Annotated in this window: 18 protein-coding genes and 1 other RNA gene; 10 read left to right on the top strand and 9 right to left on the bottom strand. The window is 65.1% G+C overall.

Annotated elements, in window-relative coordinates:
• Positions 1–258 precede the first annotated feature (258 nt).
• Both N5D30_RS08965 and N5D30_RS08960 read left to right on the top strand, forming a co-directional pair.
• A complete protein-coding gene (locus N5D30_RS08965; protein WP_279908690.1) occupies positions 259–1,533 on the top strand; it encodes a hypothetical protein in 1,275 nt (424 codons plus the stop codon).
• Positions 1,533–2,561: a tyrosine-type recombinase/integrase gene (locus N5D30_RS08960; protein ID WP_279908689.1), complete on the top strand. Its 1,029-nt coding sequence runs from the start codon at positions 1,533–1,535 to the stop codon at positions 2,559–2,561. The genes N5D30_RS08965 and N5D30_RS08960 overlap by 1 nt, the downstream gene beginning before the upstream one ends.
• Positions 2,562–2,580: 19 nt before the next feature.
• Here N5D30_RS08960 and ssrA read toward each other — a convergent pair.
• Positions 2,581–2,937: a transfer-messenger RNA gene (gene ssrA / locus N5D30_RS08955) on the bottom strand.
• A 144-nt stretch (positions 2,938–3,081) separates the two neighbouring features.
• On the opposite strand from ssrA, the gene N5D30_RS08950 reads away from it, so the two are divergent.
• Positions 3,082–5,994, top strand: a complete 2,913-nt coding sequence (locus N5D30_RS08950) for an ATP-binding protein (RefSeq protein ID WP_279908687.1) — start codon at positions 3,082–3,084, stop codon at positions 5,992–5,994.
• Here the strand turns inward: N5D30_RS08950 and N5D30_RS08945 are convergent, their stop codons facing one another.
• The 5 genes from N5D30_RS08945 to N5D30_RS08925 form a co-directional block, all read right to left on the bottom strand.
• Entirely contained in the window at positions 5,995–6,240 is a 246-nt protein-coding gene (locus tag N5D30_RS08945; protein ID WP_279908686.1) for a hypothetical protein, read from the bottom strand.
• An 86-nt stretch (positions 6,241–6,326) separates the two neighbouring features.
• Entirely contained in the window at positions 6,327–6,602 is a 276-nt protein-coding gene (locus N5D30_RS08940; protein WP_220811125.1) for a hypothetical protein, read from the bottom strand.
• Between the two features lie 203 nt (positions 6,603–6,805).
• Positions 6,806–9,622, bottom strand: a complete 2,817-nt coding sequence (locus N5D30_RS08935) for an FAD-binding and (Fe-S)-binding domain-containing protein (RefSeq protein ID WP_279908685.1) — start codon at positions 9,620–9,622, stop codon at positions 6,806–6,808.
• A gap of 157 nt (positions 9,623–9,779) precedes the next feature.
• Positions 9,780–10,925: an FMN-dependent L-lactate dehydrogenase LldD gene (lldD, locus tag N5D30_RS08930; RefSeq protein WP_279908684.1), complete on the bottom strand. Its 1,146-nt coding sequence runs from the start codon at positions 10,923–10,925 to the stop codon at positions 9,780–9,782.
• Positions 10,926–11,063: 138 nt separating this feature from the next.
• Positions 11,064–12,749, bottom strand: a complete 1,686-nt coding sequence (locus tag N5D30_RS08925; protein WP_220811122.1) for a lactate permease LctP family transporter — start codon at positions 12,747–12,749, stop codon at positions 11,064–11,066.
• Positions 12,750–13,062: 313 nt separating this feature from the next.
• Here N5D30_RS08925 and N5D30_RS08920 point away from each other — a divergent pair, with 313 nt between their 5' ends.
• Entirely contained in the window at positions 13,063–13,830 is a 768-nt protein-coding gene (locus N5D30_RS08920; RefSeq protein ID WP_279908682.1) for an FCD domain-containing protein, read from the top strand.
• Between the two features lie 84 nt (positions 13,831–13,914).
• Here the strand turns inward: N5D30_RS08920 and smpB are convergent, their stop codons facing one another.
• Positions 13,915–14,397 carry an SsrA-binding protein SmpB gene (smpB, locus tag N5D30_RS08915; protein ID WP_220811120.1) on the bottom strand — a complete coding sequence of 161 codons (483 nt, stop codon included), beginning with the start codon at positions 14,395–14,397 and terminating at the stop codon, positions 13,915–13,917.
• A 129-nt stretch (positions 14,398–14,526) separates the two neighbouring features.
• On the opposite strand from smpB, the gene N5D30_RS08910 reads away from it, so the two are divergent.
• On the top strand, positions 14,527–14,961 hold the full coding sequence (locus N5D30_RS08910) for a type II toxin-antitoxin system RatA family toxin (RefSeq protein WP_279908681.1): 435 nt from the start codon (positions 14,527–14,529) through the stop codon (positions 14,959–14,961).
• Positions 14,954–15,262 (top strand): RnfH family protein, encoded by a 309-nt coding sequence (locus N5D30_RS08905; RefSeq protein ID WP_279908680.1) that lies wholly within the window; start codon positions 14,954–14,956, stop codon positions 15,260–15,262. Before N5D30_RS08910 ends, N5D30_RS08905 begins: the two co-directional genes overlap by 8 nt.
• A gap of 282 nt (positions 15,263–15,544) precedes the next feature.
• On the opposite strand, the gene N5D30_RS08900 is transcribed toward N5D30_RS08905, so the two are convergent.
• A complete protein-coding gene (locus N5D30_RS08900) occupies positions 15,545–16,063 on the bottom strand; it encodes an outer membrane protein assembly factor BamE (RefSeq protein WP_279903377.1) in 519 nt (172 codons plus the stop codon).
• A gap of 97 nt (positions 16,064–16,160) precedes the next feature.
• Between N5D30_RS08900 and fur the strand changes: the two genes are divergently transcribed.
• Complete coding sequence (gene fur / locus N5D30_RS08895; protein WP_220811116.1) at positions 16,161–16,571, top strand: ferric iron uptake transcriptional regulator; 411 nt, start codon at positions 16,161–16,163, stop codon at positions 16,569–16,571.
• Positions 16,572–16,634: 63 nt separating this feature from the next.
• Here the strand turns inward: fur and recN are convergent, their stop codons facing one another.
• The gene (gene recN, locus N5D30_RS08890; protein ID WP_279908679.1) at positions 16,635–18,308 is read right to left on the bottom strand and encodes a DNA repair protein RecN; all 1,674 of its coding nucleotides are present in this window, start codon (positions 18,306–18,308) and stop codon (positions 16,635–16,637) included.
• Positions 18,309–18,424: 116 nt separating this feature from the next.
• On the opposite strand from recN, the gene grpE reads away from it, so the two are divergent.
• The 3 genes from grpE to dnaJ all read left to right on the top strand — a co-directional run bounded on the left by grpE (position 18,425) and on the right by dnaJ (position 22,292).
• Positions 18,425–19,027 carry a nucleotide exchange factor GrpE gene (gene grpE / locus N5D30_RS08885; RefSeq protein WP_279908678.1) on the top strand — a complete coding sequence of 201 codons (603 nt, stop codon included), beginning with the start codon at positions 18,425–18,427 and terminating at the stop codon, positions 19,025–19,027.
• Between the two features lie 99 nt (positions 19,028–19,126).
• The gene (gene dnaK / locus N5D30_RS08880; RefSeq protein WP_220811113.1) at positions 19,127–21,043 is read left to right on the top strand and encodes a molecular chaperone DnaK; all 1,917 of its coding nucleotides are present in this window, start codon (positions 19,127–19,129) and stop codon (positions 21,041–21,043) included.
• Between the two features lie 118 nt (positions 21,044–21,161).
• Entirely contained in the window at positions 21,162–22,292 is a 1,131-nt protein-coding gene (gene dnaJ / locus N5D30_RS08875) for a molecular chaperone DnaJ (protein ID WP_279903383.1), read from the top strand.
• Positions 22,293–22,330: the final 38 nt, after the last annotated feature.

Below are 22,330 nucleotides of genomic sequence, written 5' to 3'. Positions count from 1 at the left end.
CGAATGGCATTTCTGCCGCATCAGCGATTCATGCTACGCCGTCACCTGGGGCTGTTTCTCAGCCAGTTGGTGGTGGTGTCCGTGTGACTGTTGTGAGCGATAGCGAGTATTCGTCTCGCCCTTGGCGGTAAGCGCGCGCCGACGCGGCTCGGTTCAGAGCGGAGGCGCGCGCGCGCCGCCCGGGCGCTGACGTCCCTGTAACACGTCAGATAAACGAATGTGAAAAAGGCCAATTTGGGTCAATTAAGGAAAAAAAAGATGGTTAAGGACTTTGCTCGTCTTGGATTGAATGCTCTCCCTGATGACTGTGGTCGGGTTTTTGTTGATCCCAGCACGGCACGTATCGTTGACCTTTCTAAGGTTCGCATTCTGCGCTGTGGCGTGGATACCGTGCGCCAGTTGTATCGCGGGCTGATCCGTCCGGAAACCATGGTCCTTTTCGAGAAGCCGGGCGCCATGGTTGAGTTCGCTGGCCAGCGCTGGCATTCGGGGCGGGTGGGTAAGGATTCGGGCTACCAGTACAAGCTCCAGAATGCAGACCTGGGCTTTGTCCTTCTGGTGAAGAATTTCAACGCCAAGCTGGATGCCATTGGTCCGCACCTCAAGATTGAGGTATCGCCGCATGCTATCGATAGCCTGAGTCCCGAGCGCCTTCAGGCTCGTCTCGATTTCTATGCCGGTGAGCTGTTGACGCATGTGAATCTGAACCAGTGTGCGGTGCATTTGGCCCTGGACGTACAGGGCTGGACGCCGCCTCATGATTTGGTCGCTCGCATGCACTGTCGGGCGCGAACGCACCGGGATATTTCGGGCATCAATCAGATTGAGTGGGCGAGCAAGTCTAGCGTCTACGGACGTGGCGAAACCTCCATGTTTGGCTCTGCTGGTAGCGTCCAGCTGTGTATCTACAACAAGACCGAACAGGCCAGAGCGACCGACAAGCTGGACTATTGGGATGGTGTCTGGAAGCGCCGTGACAGCTTCGACGAAGGCGACCCGGAGAACTACAACCCCGCCCAGGATGTTTGGCGTGTCGAGCTGCGCTACCACCATTCCGTCATTCAGCAATTCGCCAGCGGCTCTGTCGATCTGCGGTCCGGCTCGATCATCGATACTCACTCATTCGACGCACTGTCGGGCCATCTGGACGGCCTGTGGCGCTACGGCTTGCGCCAGTTCAAGCTACTTGCTCGCCCTGGTTATTTTGAGCCTATCTGGACCTTGATCCGTGATGACGTGCGCGTTGATGTGGCTGCCGATTCGCTGCTGGAGGAGACGGAGTACAAGCGTCACTACAAGACGGCTCGCGGCTTCTCCGGCAAGAACGTGGAACTGTTCCTGGGTAACTTCGTCAGCCTGCTGGCAAGGGAAAGGGTGGGGGCAAAAAAGGCGTTTGACCGGCTTGTTGAGTGGGAATGCTGGCCGGTGATCCGTGACCACTATGCCGCCAAGGGAATGACCTCACGCGACCTTTACTGCCATATCCGTGACCTGTTGGCCGAACGCCATATCCGGTGGGGTAGGGCCGTCTGATGGCGATAGAGCAACTGTCTGATGGCCGTTGGCGTGTTGATGTAGAGCCAATCAAGGGCACGCGCTTTCGCAAGAAATTTAAGACCAAGGCTGAAGCTATTCGCTTTGAGGCCACGTGCCGCTCAAGGCTGATCGATACGCCTGAATGGTCGCCGAAGCCTGCTGATAGTCGTCGACTCTCGGCCTTGATCGCTTCCTGGTATGAACTGCACGGCTATGCGTTGCGTGACGGTGAGCGCAGGCGTTCGAAGCTGGATGCACTGTGCAAGGCGCTGCGCAATCCTGTTGCGGCCAAGTTATCGCCAGATGCCTATGCGCATAACAGGCGTATCCGCCTCCAGTCCGGCACGTCTGGCAAGACGCTCAATAATGAGTTGGGCTATCTGCGTTCGGTCTACAACGAACTGCGGTCACTCGGCCAGATCGACTATGCCAATCCGCTGTCCCTGGTGCGTCCGCTTCGTTTGCAGGAGCGTGAATTGTCATGGCTGACGTTTGAGCAGGTCGGTGAGTTGCTGGCGTCGATCCGGGAAGGCTGTGATAACCCGCATACTGAGCCGGTCACGCTGATATGTCTGGCAACGGGTGCTCGATGGTCAGAGGCTGAGCGGTTGCCTCCGGCGTCTCTGCGTTCTGGTGTCGTTACATTCAGTGGGACGAAAAGCGGCAAGGTGCGTGCTGTTCCTATTCGGCCCGACCTCGAAGCGCTGTTGTGCAATCATTGGAAGCGTTACGGCCAGTTCACCGGCTGCATCACGTCATTTCGGCGTGCCCTGGATCGTACGTCTATCGAGCTTCCGAAAGGCCAGGCTACTCATGCGCTACGGCACACGTTCGCCAGTCACTTTATGCAGAACGGCGGGAACATCCTCACGCTGCAGAAAATCCTGGGGCATTCCAGCCTGGCTATGACCATGCGCTATGCGCACCTGTCGCCGGATCACTTGGCGGATGCAATCCGTCTCGGGCCGCTGTCGGGCTTCGACACTTTTTCGACACTCAAAGAAAAAGCCCTTGAAAATCTCTAGGAAATTCAAGGGCTTATGTTGGTGGAGCCGGGGGGATTTGAACCCCCGTCCGCCAGCTCTCCGCTATCGGTTCTACATGCTTAGCCATCTCTACTGAGTTAACTCCGCGCGGCCCGAGTGGCAGGGCGCTTGGAGCGAGCTGCATGAGTTTTAGCCGTTACACCTGCAGCGAGCTTGGCGGCGATCCTGTTCTATCTGACTGACCAAATCTTCGGGTTTACAGGCATCCCCTAGGGTCAGCTGGCGCCCTTAGGCGGCCAGAGCGTAGTTGTCGTCGTTGGCAACTATGAAGTTGTGGCAGCGGATTTACGAGAACTGTCACCTACTCGGCATGCCCCTCAAGTTTTGCTACCGGCGTCGAATCCTAATCGGCCCCAGAACGGGTCTTGCGAGGTTGGACGCGCAGTGTACGGCAAAGGTTCATCAGCGTCGACCACCGGCTGCCGCTACAATGCCCGACCGGCACCGTCGCTCGTCGAGCCCGTGCCATCCACATCTGAGCAGATTTAGAGGACGACGGATGCCGACCGCACCGCTCAAGCCCTTGCGCCGCTGGATCTGGCGGGCCTTCCTGCAGAGTTCGCTGATTCCGCTGGTGCTGGTGGAATCGGTGCTGATCGGCGTCTATCTCTACACCAACGAATCCATCCGCGAGTCCCAGGTCGGCTATCTGCAGACCAGTGCCCTGCAGGACCTGGGCAGCGCCGTGCGCCGGGAAGGGCAGGTGATCGACGGCCGCCTGCGTGCCATCGAGACCCAGGTGGGCATCTACCGGGATGCCGTGGCCGAGGCGCTGGGTGACCAGCGTTATGCGCCGGACGAACTGGAGCGCCGGCGTCACGCGAGCACCCCGGAGGGGGTGTTCTACAGCCGCAGCGACGACGGTCGCGCCGCCTCCTTCTATTCCGCCAGGACTGCCAGCCAGGACCGCGAGAAGGCCCTGCGCCTGTCGCGGGTGGATTCGCTGATGCGTTCGATCCGCCAGGCCGACCCGCTGGTGGCGGCGGTCTACTTCAACAGCTGGGACAGCTACAACCGCATCTATCCCTACTTCGACGTGCTGCAGCAGTATCCGCACGACATGGACATCCCGAAGTACAACTTCTATTACCTGGCCGACGCTACACACAACCCCGAGCGGCGCCCGGTATGGACCGAGGTCTACCTCGACCCGGCGGGTCAGGGCTGGATGATGTCCGCCATCGCCCCGGTCTATCGCGACGACTTCCTCGAGGGCGTCGCTGGCCTGGACGTTACGGTGGGCCAGATGCTCGCCGAGATCGGCAACCTGCAGGTGCCCTGGCAGGGGTATGCGCTGCTGGTGGGGCGCGACAATGCGATCATGGCGCTGCCCGCCGCGGGCGAGAAGGATTTCGGCCTGCGCGAGCTGACCAGCTATTCCTACGCCGAGGCCGTCAGCCGCGAGGTGCTCAAGCCTGCCGACTTCAAGCTGGACCGGCAGGAAGGGCTGCGGCCGCTGCTCGACATCATGGCCACCCGGCCCCATGGCGTCGTCGAGGTGCAGTTGGGCGGGCGTGGCCAGCTGATGGCCTGGAGCGAGATTCCGCAGACCGGCTGGCGCCTGATGCTGGTGGTGGACGAGGCGAATATCTTCAGTGAGACCAACCGCCTGGCCGAGCAATACCAGATCATCGGCTATCTGCTGATCGCCGGCCTGGTGTTTTTCTACCTGTTGTTCGGCACCTGGATGTGGCTGCGCTCGCGGCGCCTGAGCGATGAACTGGCCCAGCCCATCACCGGTATCGTCGGCATGATGCGCAGTCTGGCGGTGGGCGACTACAAGCCGGCGGCGCCGCCAACGGTGATCGCCGAAATGGCCGAGATGGCGGTGGAAGTGGAGCAGACTGGCCGCCAGTTGCAGGCCAGCGACGAGAGCCGCCGGCATGCCCAGCGCACCTTGGAACTGGTGCTGGAGAGCACCACAGAGAGCCTCTGGGAGGTCGACGCGGCCAGCCTCAGCATCCGTATCAGCGAGCGCTTCGTGCGCCGCTTCGGATTGCCTACCGACTGCATGCCCTTCGCCGAATTCAACCTGCGCGTCCACCCTGACGACCTGCCCCGGGTGCGCCACCTGAGGCTGAGCATGGCCGACGAGGGGGCAGTGGATTTCTTCGAAGCCGAATACCGCTATGCCGATGCCCAGGGCCGCTACGCCTGGCTGCTGAGCCGCGGCAAGGTGATCGAGCGCGACGCCGAAGGTCGTGCGATGCGGGCGGCGGGCACGCATGTCGACATCACCCGGCTCAAGCAGGTGCAGGACGAGCTGCGTCGCACCAGCCTGGAGGCCCAGGCGGCCAGCCAGGCCAAGAGCCGCTTCCTGTCCAGCATGAGTCACGAACTGCGCACGCCGCTCAACGCTATCCACGGTTTCGCCCAGCTGATCGAGCTGGAGGCCCAGGACCGACCCGAGCGCAACCAGGAGGTGGAGTACGCCCGGGAGATCGTCCTCGCCAGCCGCCATCTGACCTCGCTGGTGGACGACATCCTCGACCTGTCCAGCATCGAGAGCCGCCAGCAGCAACTACAGCTGCAGCCGGTGGATATCGGGCCGCTGCTGCGCGGCTGCGCGGAGCTGATCCAGCCGGAGGTGCAGCAGCGCCGTCTGCAGCTGCAGGTGCAGGCCGAGGCGAACCCGCCGCTGTTCGTCATGGCCGATCCGCGGCGCCTGCGCCAGGTGCTGCTCAACCTGCTGTCCAACGCGATCAAGTACAACAGTCCGCAGGGCCTGATCCGGCTGGGCTACGAGGTGCGCTCCGGCGGAGTGCGGCTATGGGTCGACGACAGCGGTTCGGGGCTCGATGCCGAGCAGCAGTCGCAATTGTTCCAGCCGTTCCAGCGCCTGGGACGGGAGAACTCCAGCATTCCCGGCACCGGTATCGGCCTGGTGCTGTGCCGCGAGCTGGCCGAGCTGATGGGCGGCGAGATGGGCGTCACCAGCGAGGCGGGCATGGGCAGCCGTTTCTGGATCGAGTTGCCCAGCGCGGCCGAACCGCCGGTCGAAGGGGGCAGCGAAAGCACTACGGAGCCGCCGCCGTCGCGGCCCCTGGCCCGGCTGCTCTGTGTCGAGGACCATCCGGCCTGCATGAAGGTGCTGCAGGAGGGGTTGCGGGAAATGGCCGTGGTCGATGGCGCCGGCTCGGTGCGCCGCGCGTTGCTGCTGCTGGCCGAGCAGACCCCGGCGCTGGTGCTGCTGGACCTAGACCTGCCGGACGGCAACGGCCTGGAGGTACTGGCCCACATGCGCGGCGATTCGCGCCTGGCCGATGTGCCGGTGCTGGTGGTGAGCGCGGCGGTCGACGAGGAACTGCTGGCGGAAGCCCGCGCCAAGGGCGCGCAGGCCTGCCTGCTCAAGCCCGTCGATCTCCAGCAGCTACGCCAGCTGGTGCTGTCGCTGCTCGGCCGGCAGGGCTGACTACTCGCTGGCCTGGAGGAGGTTGAGCGCCTGCTCCAGCACCTTCACCGACTCCTCGTGGTTGCCGGCCTTGTGCAGTTCCTCGCCCTCGGCGCGCAGACGTTGCACTTCTGCCAGCACCTCGGGGTCGGCGGGCGGTTCGGTCTTGAGCAGTTGATCGATCCTGGCCATTTCCTGGGGGCAGTGCATGGCGTAGAGCGGGGTGCTCAGCAGCAGGGCGGCGAGCAGGATGGCGGCGTGGCGCATGATCGACCTCCAAGGATGGTGGAGGCCTGAGTATAGGCGGGGCTGGAGCGGGTAACGGCGGAGCCCGGAGGCCCCGCCGGCGCACATCAGTTGGCGCCGCCGCCTTCGCCGCCCGAGTCGGCCTTCTGCAGCAGCATCAGCGCCTGGTCGGCATTGGAGGCGCAGTCTTCGGTTCTGCCGGCGGCCTGGTCGTCCTTGGCCTTCTTGTGCAGGTCTTCGACCTGGGTTTTCAGCGGATCGGTCAGGGTCGCCTTGGTGGTGACGGCGTCGTCCAGCTTCTGCAGGTTGACGGTGCACAGGTCGTTGGCGAATACCGGCGCGGCCATCAGGGCGCAGGAAAAGAGCAGGGCAGTACGTTTCATTGAGGTGGTCCTCTTCCGTCCTATCGGGGCCCGGTGGCTCGTTCGCGGTTGGGCGAAGCGGGCGGTCCGGTCGCGACGAGCGCCCTGTCGGGGCGGCGCGTGGCGAGCCAGCGCATCCGGGATGGCAAGGGGCCCGTTGCCTCGGGCCCTGATCGATGGACTTTTACCGTCGCGCCGGGGTTCACCTTTTCTTGCGGACGGCCTCAGTGCGCGGAGGCGCGGGGGCGGGTGACGCGGTTCACCAGATACACCAGCCCGTGGTAGTCGATGCCGCTGTGGGTGGACAGGCCGATCTCGCAAGTGCGACTGGTGGAGATACCTTCCTCGCAGATCTGCACCGCGTCCTTCAGCGAGCGTAGCGAGTGGGCGTTCAGTTCCGGCGTGGTGAAGCCCTTGTCGCCGGCGAAGCCACAGCAGTGGATACCCTCGGGGATCACCACTTCCCTGGCGCAGCGCCTGGCGATGTCGATCAGCCCCTGGGCCTCGCCCAGGTGTTGGGTGGAGCAGGTCACGTGCACCGCCACCGGCTTGTCCTGCGGTGTGAATTCCAGGCGCTCGAACAGGTGCTCGCGGATGAACTTCACCGGATCGTGCAGGCGCAGCCGCGAATCGAGGCCGTCCTGGATCAGGCGCAGGGTGCAGGGGCTGGTGTCGCAGTAGATCGGGTCGAGGCCGCCGCGGCTGACCTTGAGCAGCGCGTCGACCAGCTCCTGCTTCTTGCGCTCGGCCTGTTCCGGGTAGCCCTTGGAGGCGAACGGCTGGCCGCAGCAGAGGTTGTCCGAGTCCTCGGGGAACACCACCTGGAAGCCGGCCTTTTCCAGCAGGCGGCGGGTCTTGTCGATCAGCGGCGTCTGCTCGGCGTCGGCGAAGGCTGGGCCCATGGCGCGCGAGATGCAGGCGGCGAGGTAGACCACCCGTGGCCGCGCATCGTCGCTGAACGCCGGCAGATCGAGGTTGCGCACCGGCTGCGGCATGGCCGGCGTCCACTGCGGCACGCGGCCGGCGCTGGCCTTGTGCAGCAGGGCCGAGGTTTTGCCCAGCAGCGGCGCGCCCATCAGCATGCGCGCGCCGTTGGCCACGTGCAGCAGCACGCGTGCGCCCTGCAGGGTGCGGTGGAAGTGCGCGGCCAGCCAGTCGGCGCTGCGTCCGTGTTCGGCATCGCGGGCGCGCAGCTTGCGCACCAGGTCGCCGGTGTTGATGCCCACCGGGCAGCGCTGCGAGCACAGGCCGGTGGCGGCGCAGGTATCCACGCCCTGGTAGTGGTAGGCGGCTTCCAGTTCCGTGGTGTCGATGCCGGCGCGCTTGCGCGCCTGGATGTCGCGCCAGATGACGATGCGCTGGCGCGGGGTCAGGGTCAGTCCCCGGGAGGGACAGACCGGCTCGCAGAAGCCGCACTCGATGCACTTGTCGACGATCTCGTCGGCGGCCGGCAGCGGCTTGAGGTTCTTCAGGTGGATCTGCGGATCTTCCGACAGCACCACGTCCGGGTTGAGGATGCCCAGCGGGTCGAACAGGCGCTTGATGGTCCACATCAGCTGGTAGGCCTCGCTGCCCCATTCCAGCTCGACGAAGGGCGCCATGTTGCGCCCGGTGCCGTGCTCGGCCTTGAGCGCGCCACCGAACTCCACGGCCACCAGCTGCGCCACGTCCTGCATGAAGGCCTCGTAACGTGCGACCTGCACCGGATCGTCGAAGCCCTGGGTGAAGACGAAGTGCAGATTGCCCTCCAGGGCGTGGCCGAACAGGATGGCCTCGTCGTAGCGATGCTTCTCCAGCAGCTCGATCAGGCGATTGACGCCCTCGGCCAGGCGTTCCACCGGGAAAGTGACGTCCTCGATGATCACTGTGGTGCCGGTCTGGCGCACCGCGCCGACGGCGGGGAAGGTTTCCTTGCGGATCTTCCACAGCTGGTTGTAGACGGCCGGGTCTTCGCTGAAGTCGACCTGCTTCTCCACCGGGAAGTGGGCGATGGAAGCCATGATCTGGCCGATCTGCTCGTGCAGCAGCGACTGGCTGGCGGCGCGCGATTCGATCAGCAGGGCGCAGGCGCCACCCGACAGGCTCTGCACCCACTCGGGCATGCCTTTCATGTTCTCCACCGAGCGCAGGCTGCGGCGGTCGAGCAGCTCCACCGCGGACACCGGCTGCTGCTTGAGCAGCGGCACGGCTTGGCAGCAGCTCTCCACGTCGGGGAAGACGATCAGCGCGCTGGCCTTGTGAGGGTGCTCCGGCACGGTGTCGTAGGTCACTGCGCTGATAAAGCCCAAGGTGCCTTCTGACCCGACCATCAGGTGGTTGAGGATGTCGAGCGGCTCGTCGAAGTCGACCAGCGCGTTGAGCGAGAAGCCGGTGGTGTTCTTCAGCCGGTACTTGTGGCGGATCTTGTCGGCCAGCGCGGTGTTGGCGCGGGTCTGCCGTCCCAGCTCGGCTAGGGTGTCGAGCAGCTCGCCGTGGCGGACGCGGAAAGCTTCGATGCTGGCGGCGTCCTCGCTGTCCAGCACGCTGCCGTCGGCCAGCACCACGCGCAGGCCGGCGAGGGTCTTGTAGGTGTTCTGGGCCGTGCCGCAGCACATGCCGCTGGAGTTGTTGGCGACGATGCCGCCGATCTTCGCCGCGTTGATCGAGGCCGGGTCGGGGCCGATCTTGCGTCCCAGCGGCGCCAGCCAGGCATTGGCCTGGGCGCCGATCACGCCGGGCTGCAGGCGGATCTGCGTGCCGTCTGCGCGGATGTCTTTGTGATTCCAGTTGTCGCCGAGGACGATCAGCACCGAGTCGCTGATGGCCTGGCCGGAGAGGCTGGTGCCGGCGGCGCGGAAGGTCACCGGCACGCGCTGGGCGCTGGCCAGCTCGAGCAGGCGCACCACCTCGGCCTCGGACTCGACCCGCACCACCAGCTTGGGAGTCAGCCGGTAGAAGCTGGCGTCGGTGCCGAAGGCCAGGGTCGACAACGGGTCGTCGAACAGGCGCTCGCGCGGGATCAGGCGGTGAACTTCGGCGAGGAAGGTGGCGGGCAGGCTCATTGCGTGCTCCATTTTTCACGGTAGGTGCGGGCCGCTTGTGGCGGCCCTGCTTGTTATTGTCGGCTACGCCGGACGGGCTTGCCCGCCTGGCTGCGCTGCGGCGCGGGTGTGCGTCGGCAGCGTTTCCGCGCCCGGGTAGGGCGTGGAAGGCTGGGCGTCAGACGCCCAGTTCACGCACCAGCGAGTCGCGGCTGATATCCGCGATCGACTTGGCGCCGGTCAGGACCATGGCCACGCGCATCTCCTTCTCGAACAGGTCGAGCAGGTTGCTCACCCCGGCGCCACCGGCGGCGGCCAGCGCGTAGACGAAGGCGCGGCCGAGCATCACGCCGTCGGCACCGAGGGCGAGCATGCGCACCACGTCGAGGCCGGTGCGGATGCCGGAGTCGGCGAGGATCTTCAGCTCGCCCTTCACCGCGTCGGCGATGGCCGGCAGGGCTCGGGCGCTGGACAGCACGCCGTCGAGCTGGCGGCCGCCGTGGTTGGACACTACGATGCCGTCGGCGCCGAATTTCACTGCGTCCTTGGCGTCTTCCGGATCGAGGATGCCCTTGATCACCATCGGACCTTCCCAGAATTCACGGATCCACTCCAGGTCCTTCCAGGAGATCGACGGGTCGAAGTTGGCGCCGAGCCAGCCGATGTAGTCGGCCAGGCCGGTGGGATTGCCACGGTAGGTGGAGATGTTGCCGAGGTCGTGCGGCTTGCCCAGCAGACCCACGTCCCAGGCCCAGGCCGGGTGAGTGACGGCCTGCAGCATGCGCCGCAGCGGCGCGTTGGGGCCGCTCATGCCGGAGTGGGCGTCGCGGTAGCGGGCGCCGGGGGTGGGCATGTCGACGGTGAACACCAGGGTGGTGACGCCGGCGGCCTTGGCCCGCTCCAGGGCGTTGCGCATGAAGCCACGGTCCTTCAGCACGTAGAGCTGGAACCACATCGGTCGGTCGATGGCCGGCGCCACTTCCTCGATCGGGCAGACCGAGACGGTGGACAGGGTGAAGGGGATGCCCTTGGCCGCCGCCGCCTTGGCCGCCTGCACCTCGCCGCGGCGGGCGTACATGCCGGTCAGGCCGACCGGGGCCAGGGCCACCGGCATGGCCAGCTTCTCGCCGAACAGCACGGTTTCCAGGCTCAGCTCGGACATGTTCTTCAGCACGCGCTGGCGCAGGGCGATGCCGGCCAGGTCCTCGACGTTGCGCCGCATCGTGTACTCGGCGTAGGCGCCGCCGTCGATGTAGTGGAACAGGAACGGCGGCAGCTTGCGCTGCGCGGCGGCACGGTAGTCGGTGGAGGCTGAAATGATCATGGGCGTCTCATCGTGGTGTGCTTGTCGGTGTGCGGCGGTTCGCCTCTTCCAGCGTCACCCCCGCGAAGGCGGTGACCCAGGTAAACCATGGCTGGTCTGGCTGGGCTCCCGCCTTCGCGGGAGCGACGGCTTGCGGGGTCAATGCACCAGCATGCCGGTCAGCCAATAGGCCTGGACCAGGGTGATCACGCCGACCATGGTGGCAAAGATCAGGCTGTGCTTGAGGGTGAAGCGGAACAGGTCCGATTCCTTGCCGACCATGCCGGTGGCGGCGCAGGCCACGGCGATGGATTGCGGCGAGATCATCTTGCCGGTCACGCCGCCGCTGGTGTTGGCCGCTACCAGCAGGGTGTCGTTGACCCCGATCTGGTGCGCGGTGGTGGCCTGCAGCGAGCCGAACAGGGCGTTGGACGAGGTGTCCGAGCCGGTCAGGAACACGCCCAGCCAGCCGAGGAACGGCGAGAAGAACGGGAACAGCGAGCCGGTACCGGCCAGGACCAGGGCCATGGTGGTGGACATGCCGGAGAAGTTGGTGACGAAGGCGAAGGCCAGCACCATGCCGATGGACAGGATCGGCCACTTCAGCTCGATGAAGGTTTCCTTGAAAGTGGTCAGACCAGTTTTGAGGTTGATCTTCAGGATGATCATGGAGATCAGCGCGGAGAAGAAGATCGCGGTACCGGTGGCGGAGATCGGGTCCAGCTTGAACACGGCCGGGATGGCGGTGGGGGCGGCGACGATCGGTGCGACCTTCATCACCAGCTGGTCCAGGTGCGGAATGGCGAACAGGAAGACGAAGCTCTCCAGCGCGCCACCCGGGGCGAACAGGGCCTTGAACGGCTTGAGGGTCCAGATGGTGACCAGCACGGTCAGCACCAGGAAGGGCGACCAGGCCTTGAGGATCTGGCCGAAGCTGTAGGGCGACGGGGTGGCGCCGCTCTTGCCGCCGAAACCGCCGGCCACCGCGGCACCGCCGGAAACGCCGACCACTTCGCTGTCCTCGGCGCGGCGAGGGCTCCAGACCTTGAGGAACAGGGTCAGGCTGATCAGGCTGACCAGGGCCGAGGTGATGTCCGGCAGTTCCGGGCCGATGAAGTTGGAGGTGAAGTACTGGGTGACGGCGAAGCTGCCACCGGCGACCAGCGCGGCCGGCCAGGTTTCCTTCACGCCTTTCCAGCCATCCATCATCGCCACCAGCCAGAACGGCACGATGATCGACAGCAGCGGCAGCTGGCGACCGGTCATGGCGCCGATCTTGAAGGCGTCTATGCCGGTGACCTGGCCGGCCACGGTGATCGGGATGCCCAGGGCGCCGAAGGCCACCGGCGCGGTGTTGGCGATCAGGCACAGGCCGGCGGCGTACAACGGGTTGAAGCCGAGGCCGACGAGCAGGGCGGCGGTGATCGCCACCGGCGCGCCGAAGCCGGCCGCGCCTTCGAGAAAGGCGCCGAAGGAGAAGCCGATCAGCAGCACCTGCAGGCGCTGGTCGTCGGTGATCGACAGCACCGAACTGCGGATCACCTCGAACTGGCCGCTCTTGACCGCGAGTTTGTAGAGGAACACCGCGGCGACGATGATCCAGGCGATCGGCCAGAGGCCATAGGCGAAGCCATAGCCGGCGGCAGCGAAGGCTTTTTCGGCCGGCATGCCGAAGGCGAAGATCGCCACCAGCAGCGACAGCGCCAGGGTGATGGTACCGGCGATGTGGCCCTTGAGGCGGAACACGGCCAGCGCCAGGAAGAAGAATATGATCGGAATCAGTGCGGCGAGCGCTGACAGGCCGAGGCTGCCAAGCGGGGTGTAGATCTGTTGCCAGGTTTGCATGCGGGTGGCTCCCTAATTGTTTTTGGAGGTGCCTCGGCCCGGGGAGCGTCAGGCTTTTGGCCTGGCGGCAGAGTCCGGTCCTCTCGATCCAGTTTTCGCCTTAATTGGTATTACCAATTTACAAAAGCGATGGCTCAGGGTAAAAGCCCTGCTTGTGCCATGTCAATTTGCCCGCCTTCGACTTTGGTCGGGTGGGGTGGACGAAAGACTAGGCTTGTCGGGAGGTATGGGGCTGGGTAGGCTGCCGCCGCAATCACCGCGGACAGCGAGCCGGATGCTTGCCACGCGGCAAACGAACAGGATGGAAACTGGTATGACATTCGGTCAGGTGCGACAGCGCCGTCTGTCGGACGACATCGTCAGTCACCTCGAGTCGATGATCCTCGAGGGTACGCTCAAGCCCGGCGAGCGACTGCCGGCGGAGCGGATTCTTGCCGAGCAGTTCGGCGTGTCACGTCCGTCGCTGCGCGAGGCGATCCAGAAGCTGGTGGCCAAGGGGCTGCTGATCAGCCGCCAGGGCGGCGGCAACTACGTGGCATCGGAACTGGGCTCGACCTTCAGTGATCCGCTGCTGCACCTGCTGGAAAGCAATCCAGACGCCCAGCGCGACCTGCTGGAGTTCCGCCACACGCTGGAGGGCTCCTGTGCCTACTACGCGGCGCAGCGGGCCACGCCGGTCGATCACGAACGGCTGCAGGCGGCCTTCGACGAACTGCAGCGCTGCTATGCGCCGGACAGCAAGGCCAGTCGGGCGGAGGAGGGCGCGGCCGACGCGCGCTTCCACCTGGCCATCGCCGAGGCCAGCCACAACGCAGTGCTGCTGCACACCATCCGCGGGCTGTTCGACCTGCTCAAGCACAACGTGGTGACCAATATCGGCGGCATGTACCTGCAGCGCAGCGAGACCCGTGACCGCCTGCGCGAGCAGCACCAGGCGCTGTTCGAGGCGATCATCGAGCGGCGCGCCGACGAGGCGCGCGACCTGTCGCATCACCATATCCACTACGTGCAGGAAGTGCTGGCCGAGGCGCAGCAGGAGGCCAAGCGGCTGGAGCGGGCGCAGCGGCGCCAGGGATTGTAGGGCGGGCTTGCCTGCGGGGGCTGGTCGGTAGCTTCGCGGCCAAGGCCGCTCCCGCGGAAAAAAGGGCGGATGATCCGCCCTTTTCTATTCTTCCTTGCCCTTGCTGCGCATGGCGCGCTGGACCTCTCGGTCGGCGTCGCGCTCTTTCTCGGTATGGCGCTTGTCGAAGTCCTTCTTGCCCTTGGCCAGGGCGATCTCGCATTTGATCAGGTGGGCTTTCCAGTAGATCGACAACGCCACGCAGGTGTAGCCCTTCTGCTGGACCGAGCCGAACAGCTTGTCCAGTTCGCGTTTGTTCAGCAGCAGCTTGCGGGTGCGCGTCGGGTCGGCGATGACGTGGGTGCTGGCCGTCTTCAGCGGGGTGATGTGGCATCCCATCAGCCAGGCTTCGTCGTCTTTCAGCAGGATATAGCTGTCTACCAGTTGCGCCTTGCCGGCGCGCAGGCTCTTCACTTCCCAGCCGGACAGGACCAGGCCGGCCTCGAACTTGTGCTCGATGAAGTAGTCGTGCAGCGCCTTCTTGTTAAGCGCGATGGTCCCGGTGGGGTGTTTCTTCTGTTTGGCCATAGGGCGCGCATTATAGGGAGTCGCCGCGCCCGTGGCGACAGGTACGCTTGAGGGGGCTGGTCGAATTCCGCACAATGCGCGCTCCGTGGCGCCGGCAGGCCGGCGCGGCAGTTCAGGAATCCAAGGCTGATGAGCACCCGTATCCAACGCTCGGCCCTGTTGCCCTATCCGGCGCAGGCCCTCTATGACCTGGTCAACGATGTGGCCGGCTACCCGAAGTTCCTGCCCTGGTGTTCGGCGTCGGAGGTGCTGGAGTCCAGCGAGAGCGAGATGCGCGCCACCCTGACCGTGGCCAAGGGCGGCATCAGCCAGCAGTTCACCACTCACAATCTGCTGGTGCCGAACACGTCCATCGAGATGCGTCTGGTGGAGGGGCCGTTCTCCCAGCTCAATGGCCTGTGGGAGTTCAAGGCGCTGGGCGAGAAGGCTTGCAAGATCAGCCTGGACCTGACCTTCGACTACGCCGGCCCGCTGGTCAAGGCGACCCTTGGCCCGCTGTTCACCCAGGCCGCTAACACCATGGTCGACGCCTTCTGCCAGCGGGCCAAGCAGCTCCATGGCTGAGGAGATCGCCGTCGAGGTGGTCCATGCGCTGGAGGGCCGGCAGAAGCTGCTCGGTCTCAGGGTGTCGGCCGGCACCACGGCGCGCGAGGCAGTGTTGCGTTCGGGAATGGACGCTCACTTTCCCGGTCTCGAACTGGCCCAGGTATCGCTGGGCATCTTTGGCAGGCTGCTGGCCAGGCCCGAGGAGCGGGTGCTGGAGGAGGGCGACAGGGTGGAAATCTACCGGCCCCTGATCGCCGACCCGAAGGAAGTGCGCAAGGCGCGTGCGGCACGGGCCAAGGCGGCGCGGCAGGGCGATTGAGGCTCCCGTTAGCAGTGCGCTGTGTACACCGGGGCATGGGCTGGCTCACTGGTGCGCACGGCGCACCCTACGATGGCACATACATAACGGAAGACATGGCTATGAAAAAGGCTATGTCCCCGTTAGTTGTGGCGCGCCTTGTGGGAGCGGATTCGCGAATTTCGCGGCCAATCGGAATGCCGCCCAGCTGCTCCCACAAGAGCAGGATTGCGCTACCAACACGTAACGGGGACATAGCCATGAAAAAGCCCGGCATTGGCCGGGCTTTTTCGTTGCAGCAGATTACTGCGGTTGCGGGTCCAGCGGCTCCGGGATCGGCACCGGAATCGGCTCGGCGGAGTCCACTTCGTCCTGGATCTGCTCCAGCAGTGAGCCCGGCTTGGCCGGCTCTTCCGCGGGCTGTTGAGGCTGCTGCTGATTGACGCTGGTGCTGCTGCCTTCGCCCATGATCGCCTGGTCGCGGCTGACGCCCGGCATGAAGTCGCCGGCCAGGCCGACCAGCTGGTCGTTGCCGTCGAACACCAGGCTGACGCGTTCCTGATAGCGCTGACGCCCGCCCGGCTGAATGCTGTACAGGTAGTCCCAGCGATTGGCGTGGAGGGTGTCGGTGATCATGGGGTTGCCCATGATAAACCGCACTTGCCGTTGGGTCATTCCGGGCTTCAACTGGTCTATCATGTCCTGCGTAACGACATTGCCCTGCTGGATGTCGATCTTGTAAACCCCGGGAAACGAACAGCCGGCGAGTGCGAACAGACCCACGAGGGTGAGGCTGGGCAGCAAGAGCTTGGTGTTTTGCATCGGTGGGTGACTTCCACTATCTTGGCTGGGCAAATTAAACTCCGATCATACCCGCATTAACGGGAGCTGCGAAGCAGCAACCACGAGAAAGCAGACCATGGTTGAAAACAACGAACTGCGTAAAGCCGGCCTCAAGGTCACCCTGCCCCGCGTGAAGATTCTGCAGATGCTCGATTCGGCCACCTCCGGACAGCGCCACATGAGCGCGGAGGATGTGTACAAGGCCCTGATGGACGCGGGCGAGGACGTGGGCCTGGCCACCGTCTACCGCGTACTGACCCAGTTCGAGGCTGCCGGTCTGGTCGAGCGCCACAATTTCGACGGCGGCCATGCCGTGTTCGAGCTGGCCGATGGCGGCCACCACGACCACATGGTCTGCGTGGACAGCGGTGAAGTCATCGAGTTCTTCGACCCGGAAATCGAGAAGTTGCAGAAGGACATCGTCAAGCAGCACGGTTTCGAGCTGGTCGATCACAACCTGGTGCTGTACGTGCGCAAGAAGAAGTAGGCGCAGGTTCGGCCCGGATAGAAAAAAGGCGCCCTTCGGGGCGCCTTTTTCGTTTCGGGTCTCTCAGGCCTGGGCCTTGGTCACCATCTTGCGCGCGTGGGCCAGGGATTCCTCGGTCAGGTCGACGCCGCCGAGCATGCGGGCGATTTCCTCGACCCGACCCTCCGGCGCCAGGCCGGTCACTGCCGTCTGAGTGCTTTCCTTGCCACGGGCCTTGTGCACGAACAGATGCTGGTGGCCCTGCGCGGCCACCTGGGGCAGGTGGGTCACGGTCAATACCTGGCCGCGCTCGCCGAGGCGGCGCAGCAACTGGCCGACCACCTCGGCGGTGGGGCCGCCGATGCCGACGTCGACTTCGTCGAACACCAGGGTCGGCACCCGCGAGGTCTGCGCGGTGATCACCTGGATCGCCAGGCTGATGCGTGATAGTTCCCCGCCTGAGGCGACCTTGGCCAGGGGTTTCAGCGGCTGGCCCGGGTTGGCGCTGACCAGGAACTCCACCTGCTCCAGGCCATGGGGCTGCAGTTCTTCCGCGTTGCCGGCCTGCAGCTGGATGCTGAAGCGGCCGCCAGGCATGCCCAGGGTCTGCATTTCCGCCTGGGCGGCTTCGGCCAGGCGGCTGGCGGCCTGCTGGCGCAGGGTGCTCAGCTCGGCAGCTTTTTCCTGGTAGTGGCGGGCGTAGGCGGCCAGTTCCTCGCCCAGGCGCTCCACCGCCTCGTCGTCGGCGTTGAGGCTTTCCAGTTCCTCCAGCAGGCGCTGCTGCAGTTCGGCCAGCTCGAAGGGTTGCACCCGATGCTTGCGCGCCAGGTTGTAGATGGCGTCCAGGCGCTCTTCCAGCAATTGCTGGCGCTGCGGGTCGGCGTCGAAGTGGTCGAGGAAGCGGTTCAGTTCGCCGACCGCCTCCTCCACCTGGATCTGCGCACTGGCCAGCAGGTTGGTCGCTTCGCCGAGAGCGCCAGGCTGACTGCTGAAGGCCGTGAGGCGATTGAGGCTGGCGGTGAGGGCGGAGAGCACGTTGCCGGCATCGCTCTCGCTGCACAGGTCGAGCACCTGGCGACAGGCGCCGAGCAGCTGTTCGGCATTGCTCAGGGCCTTGTGCTCCTGCTCCAGCTGTTCCAGCTCGTTGTCGCCCAGGGCCAGGTTCTCCAGTTCTTCCAACTGGTAGCTGAGCAACTGGTGGCGGGCGCGCTGCTCGTCACTGCTGGAGGAAAGGCGTTGCAGCTCCTGGCGCGTCTGACGCCAGCGCTGGGCCGCCAGCTGGACTTGGCGTGCCAGTTCCTGGCTGCCGGCGTACTCGTCGAGCAGGCGGCGGTGGGTGTCCGGCTTGAGCAGCGACTGGTGTTCGTGCTGGCTGTGGATGTCGATCAGCAGTTCGCCCAGGGCCTTGAGGTCGCCGAGCGGGCAGGGCGTGCCGTTGATGTAGCCGCGCGAGCGGCCCTCGCTGGTGATGACCCGGCGCAGGATGCACGGGCCGTCGTTGTCCAGGTCGCGCTCGGCGAGCCAGGCGCGGGCCTCGGCAATATCTTCCAGGTCGAAGCTGGCGAGGATGTCGGCCTTGTCGGCGCCGGGGCGTACCACGCCGCTGTCGCCGCGGTCGCCCAGGGCCAGGCCGAGGGCGTCGAGCATGATCGACTTGCCGGCGCCGGTCTCGCCGGTGATCACCGTCATGCCGCGTTCCAGTTCGAGATCCAGATGTTCGACGATGGCGTAGTTGTGAACGGACAGGTGCACCAGCATGGAGAGCGCTCCCAGAAAAGTTGTGCTGGCTATTTATACAGTGTTTTGTTTTGTCCCGGCAATAACCCTTGAAACCGTGCGACCGGCCCCCATATAGGCGGCAAGAAGCGCGGGCCATGACCCGCCGACGTTATAGACAGGAGGAAGCAATGGCAGACGAACAGACCCTGGACACGACGAACCCGGAAGAGCAACTGGCGCCCGAGGCGGCCGCCGGCGACGAGCTGGCTGCCCGCGTGCAGCTCCTCGAAGAGCAGCTGGCCGCGGCTCAGGACCAGTCCCTGCGCGTGGCCGCCGACCTGCAGAACGTGCGTCGTCGCGCCGAACAGGACGTGGAGAAGGCGCACAAGTTCGCCCTGGAGAAGTTCGCCAACGACCTGCTGCCGGTGGTCGACAGCCTGGAGCGCGGCCTGGAGATGAGCAGCGCCACCGACGAGGTGAGCAAGGCCATGCGCGAAGGTATCGAGCTGACCCTCAAGCTGTTCCACGACACCCTCAAGCGCTACCAGCTGGAGGCGGTCGATCCGCATGGCGCGCCGTTCAACCCGGAACACCACCAGGCGATGGCGATGGAAGAGAGCACCCATGTCGAGCCGAACACCGTGCTCAAGGTGTTCCAGAAGGGCTACCTGCTCAACGGCCGCCTGCTGCGCCCGGCCATGGTCGTGGTGAGCAAGTCGCCGACCACGCCGCCGCCCTCGATCGACGAGCAGGCTTGAAATCCGCCGGGCCACCCCCATTTCTGAGTCAAGCGTTTTATTGCTGCCGCCGCCCTAGAAACGAGGCGTCGGAAAATCCAAAGTTTCGGGAGAACATTCATGGGCAAAATCATCGGTATCGACCTGGGGACCACCAACTCCTGCGTCGCCATCCTGGAAAACGGTAACGTCAAAGTCATCGAGAACGCCGAGGGCGGTCGTACCACCCCGTCGATCATCGCCTACACCAACGACGGCGAGATTTTGGTCGGCCAGTCCGCCAAGCGTCAGGCGGTGACCAACCCGCACAACACTCTGTACGCGGTGAAGCGTCTGATCGGCCGCCGCTTCGACGAAGAAGTCGTGCAGAAAGACATCAAGATGGTCCCCTACAAGATCGCCAAGGCCGACAACGGTGACGCCTGGGTCGAAGTGAAGGGCCAGAAGATGGCGCCGCCGCAGATTTCCGCGGAAGTGCTGAAGAAGATGAAGAAGACCGCCGAGGACTACCTGGGCGAGGCCGTGACCGAGGCGGTGATCACCGTGCCGGCCTACTTCAACGACAGCCAGCGCCAGGCCACCAAGGACGCCGGCCGCATCGCCGGCCTGGACGTCAAGCGCATCATCAACGAACCGACTGCCGCGGCCCTGGCCTACGGCATGGACAAGGCCAAGGGCGACCACACCGTGATCGTCTATGACCTGGGTGGCGGTACCTTCGACGTGTCGGTGATTGAGATCGCCGAAGTCGACGGCGAGCACCAGTTCGAGGTTCTGGCCACCAACGGCGACACCTTCCTCGGTGGTGAGGACTTCGACCTGCGCCTGATCGACTATCTCGTCGACGAGTTCAAGAAAGAGTCCGGCATCGACCTGAAGGGCGATCCGCTGGCCATGCAGCGCCTGAAGGAAGCCGGCGAGAAGGCCAAGATCGAGCTGTCCTCGGCCCAGCAGACCGACGTCAACCTGCCGTACATCACTGCAGACCAGACCGGTCCGAAGCACCTCAACGTGAAGATTTCCCGCGCCAAGCTGGAAGCCCTGGTCGAAGACCTGGTCGCCCGTACCATCGAGCCGTGCCGCATCGCCCTGAAGGACTCCGGTCTGGATGTCGGTGGCATCGACGAAGTGATCTTGGTCGGCGGCCAGACCCGCATGCCGCTGGTGCAGCAGAAGGTCGCCGAGTTCTTCGGCAAGGAAGCGCGCAAGGACGTCAACCCGGACGAAGCCGTGGCCATCGGTGCCGCCATCCAGGGCGCCGTGCTGGCCGGTGACGTGAAGGACGTGCTGCTGCTCGACGTATCCCCGCTGACCCTAGGTATCGAGACCATGGGTGGCGTGATGACCGCGCTGATCGAGAAGAACACCACCATCCCGACCAAGAAGTCGCAGGTGTTCTCCACCGCCGACGACAACCAGAGCGCCGTGACCATCCACGTGCTGCAGGGCGAGCGCAAGCAGGCCGCGCAGAACAAGTCGCTGGGCAAGTTCGACCTGGCCGAGATCCCGCCGGCTCCGCGCGGCGTGCCGCAGATCGAGGTGACCTTCGACATCGACGCCAACGGCATCCTGCACGTAGGCGCCAAGGACAAGGCCACCGGCAAGCAGCAGTCCATCGTCATCAAGGCCAACTCCGGCCTGTCCGACGACGAGATCGAGCGCATGGTGCGTGACGCCGAGGCCAACGCCGAGGAAGACCGCAAGTTCGAGGAACTGGCCGCGGCCCGCAACCAGGGCGACGGCCTGGTCCACGCCACCCGCAAGATGCTGACCGAGGCCGGCGACAAGGCCACTGCCGACGAGAAGGCGGCTATCGAGAAGGCCATCGGCGACCTGGAAGCCGCGCTGAAGGGCGATGACAAGGCCGAGATCGAAGCCAAGATCAACGCCTTGTCCGAGGCCACCACGCCGCTGGCGCAGAAGATGTACGCCGAGCAGCCGCAACCGGGCGCTGCCGCCCAGGGCGCGGATGAGGCCAAGGACGCCGGCGACGACGTGGTCGATGCCGAGTTCGAAGAGGTCAAGGACAACAAGTAAGCTCCCGCTTACTGAGGTGCCAGCCGGCCGGGCCTTGCCCGGTCGGCGATTCTCCGCGCGGGGGCTTGCTCCCGCGTTGGCGTGTCTGGAGCCTGGGAATCAAAGGTGTTGAGGATTTATGGCCAAACGTGACTATTACGAAGTGCTCGGTGTGGAGCGCGGCGCCAGCGAGGCGGACCTGAAGAAGGCCTATCGCCGCCTGGCGATGAAGCATCACCCTGACCGCAACCCGGACGACAAGGCCGCGGAAGAGAAATTCAAGGAGGCCAACGAGGCCTACGAAGTGCTCTCCGATGCGGCCAAGCGCTCGGCCTACGACCAGTACGGCCATGCCGGCGTCGATCCGAGCATGGGCGGCGGTGGCGGCTTCGGCGCAGGCGGAGCGAACTTCTCCGACATCTTCGGCGATGTGTTCAGCGACTTCTTCGGCGGCAGCCGTGGCGGCGGTTCGCGTGGCGGTGCCCAGCGCGGCAGCGACCTGCGCTACACCCTCGAGCTGGATCTGGAAGAGGCGGTGCGCGGCACCACCGTGACCATCCGCGTGCCGACCCTGGTCGGCTGCAAGACCTGCGACGGCAGCGGCGCCAAGAAGGGCACCAGCCCGGTGACCTGCACCACCTGCGGCGGCATCGGCCAGGTGCGCATGCAGCAGGGCTTCTTCTCGGTGCAGCAGACCTGCCCGCGCTGCCATGGCAGCGGCAAGATGATCACCGACCCCTGCGGCAGCTGCCACGGCCAGGGGCGTGTGGAAGAGAGCAAGACCCTGTCGGTCAAGGTGCCGGCCGGTGTCGATACCGGCGACCGCATCCGCCTCTCCGGCGAAGGCGAGGCGGGCTCCCATGGCGGGCCGGCCGGCGACCTGTATGTGGTGGTCAATGTGCGCGAGCACCCGATCTTCCAGCGTGACGGCAAGCATCTGTACTGCGAGGTGCCGATCAGCTTCGCCGACGCGGCGCTGGGCGGCGAGCTGGAAGTGCCGACCCTGGACGGCCGGGTCAAGCTGAAGATTCCGGAAGGCACCCAGACCGGCAAGCTGTTCCGCCTGCGCGGCAAGGGCGTGGCCCCGGTGCGTGGTGGCGGTGCCGGCGACCTGATGTGCCGGGTAGCGGTGGAAACCCCGGTCAACCTGGACAAGCGCCAGCGCGAGCTGCTGGAAGAGTTCCGCAAGTCGCTGGAAGGCGACAGCTCTCACTCGCCCAAGGCCAGCGGCTGGTTCGAAGGCATGAAGCGTTTCTTCGGCGATCTCTAGGAGCCGCCTACGGTCTGCTGTGCGTCGGCCAGGTGTCG

It is taken from the genome of Pseudomonas sp. GD03875 (assembly GCF_029840585.1).
GTDB lineage: Bacteria > Pseudomonadota > Gammaproteobacteria > Pseudomonadales > Pseudomonadaceae > Aquipseudomonas > Aquipseudomonas paralcaligenes.
The sequence above is the reverse complement of the archived record's forward strand: the minus strand, read 5'-3'. Positions and strand labels throughout refer to the sequence as shown.

Bases quoted from the DNA above. Each gene is read 5' to 3' on its own strand.
- fur (WP_220811116.1), top strand. From the start codon at position 16,161: ATGGTTGAAAACAACGAACTGCGTAAAGCCGGCCTCAAGGTCACCCTG.
- N5D30_RS08920 (WP_279908682.1), top strand. From the start codon at position 13,063: ATGACATTCGGTCAGGTGCGACAGCGCCGTCTGTCGGACGACATCGTC.
- N5D30_RS08900 (WP_279903377.1), bottom strand. From the start codon at position 16,063: ATGCAAAACACCAAGCTCTTGCTGCCCAGCCTCACCCTCGTGGGTCTG.
- N5D30_RS08965 (WP_279908690.1), top strand. From the start codon at position 259: ATGGTTAAGGACTTTGCTCGTCTTGGATTGAATGCTCTCCCTGATGAC.
- N5D30_RS08940 (WP_220811125.1), bottom strand. From the start codon at position 6,602: ATGAAACGTACTGCCCTGCTCTTTTCCTGCGCCCTGATGGCCGCGCCG.
- recN (WP_279908679.1), bottom strand. From the start codon at position 18,308: ATGCTGGTGCACCTGTCCGTTCACAACTACGCCATCGTCGAACATCTG.
- dnaK (WP_220811113.1), top strand. From the start codon at position 19,127: ATGGGCAAAATCATCGGTATCGACCTGGGGACCACCAACTCCTGCGTC.
- smpB (WP_220811120.1), bottom strand. From the start codon at position 14,397: ATGGCCAAACAGAAGAAACACCCCACCGGGACCATCGCGCTTAACAAG.
- dnaJ (WP_279903383.1), top strand. From the start codon at position 21,162: ATGGCCAAACGTGACTATTACGAAGTGCTCGGTGTGGAGCGCGGCGCC.
- N5D30_RS08945 (WP_279908686.1), bottom strand. From the start codon at position 6,240: ATGCGCCACGCCGCCATCCTGCTCGCCGCCCTGCTGCTGAGCACCCCG.
- N5D30_RS08905 (WP_279908680.1), top strand. From the start codon at position 14,954: ATGGCTGAGGAGATCGCCGTCGAGGTGGTCCATGCGCTGGAGGGCCGG.
- N5D30_RS08960 (WP_279908689.1), top strand. From the start codon at position 1,533: ATGGCGATAGAGCAACTGTCTGATGGCCGTTGGCGTGTTGATGTAGAG.
- N5D30_RS08925 (WP_220811122.1), bottom strand. From the start codon at position 12,749: ATGCAAACCTGGCAACAGATCTACACCCCGCTTGGCAGCCTCGGCCTG.
- N5D30_RS08935 (WP_279908685.1), bottom strand. From the start codon at position 9,622: ATGAGCCTGCCCGCCACCTTCCTCGCCGAAGTTCACCGCCTGATCCCG.
- N5D30_RS08910 (WP_279908681.1), top strand. From the start codon at position 14,527: ATGAGCACCCGTATCCAACGCTCGGCCCTGTTGCCCTATCCGGCGCAG.
- lldD (WP_279908684.1), bottom strand. From the start codon at position 10,925: ATGATCATTTCAGCCTCCACCGACTACCGTGCCGCCGCGCAGCGCAAG.
- grpE (WP_279908678.1), top strand. From the start codon at position 18,425: ATGACCCGCCGACGTTATAGACAGGAGGAAGCAATGGCAGACGAACAG.
- N5D30_RS08950 (WP_279908687.1), top strand. From the start codon at position 3,082: ATGCCGACCGCACCGCTCAAGCCCTTGCGCCGCTGGATCTGGCGGGCC.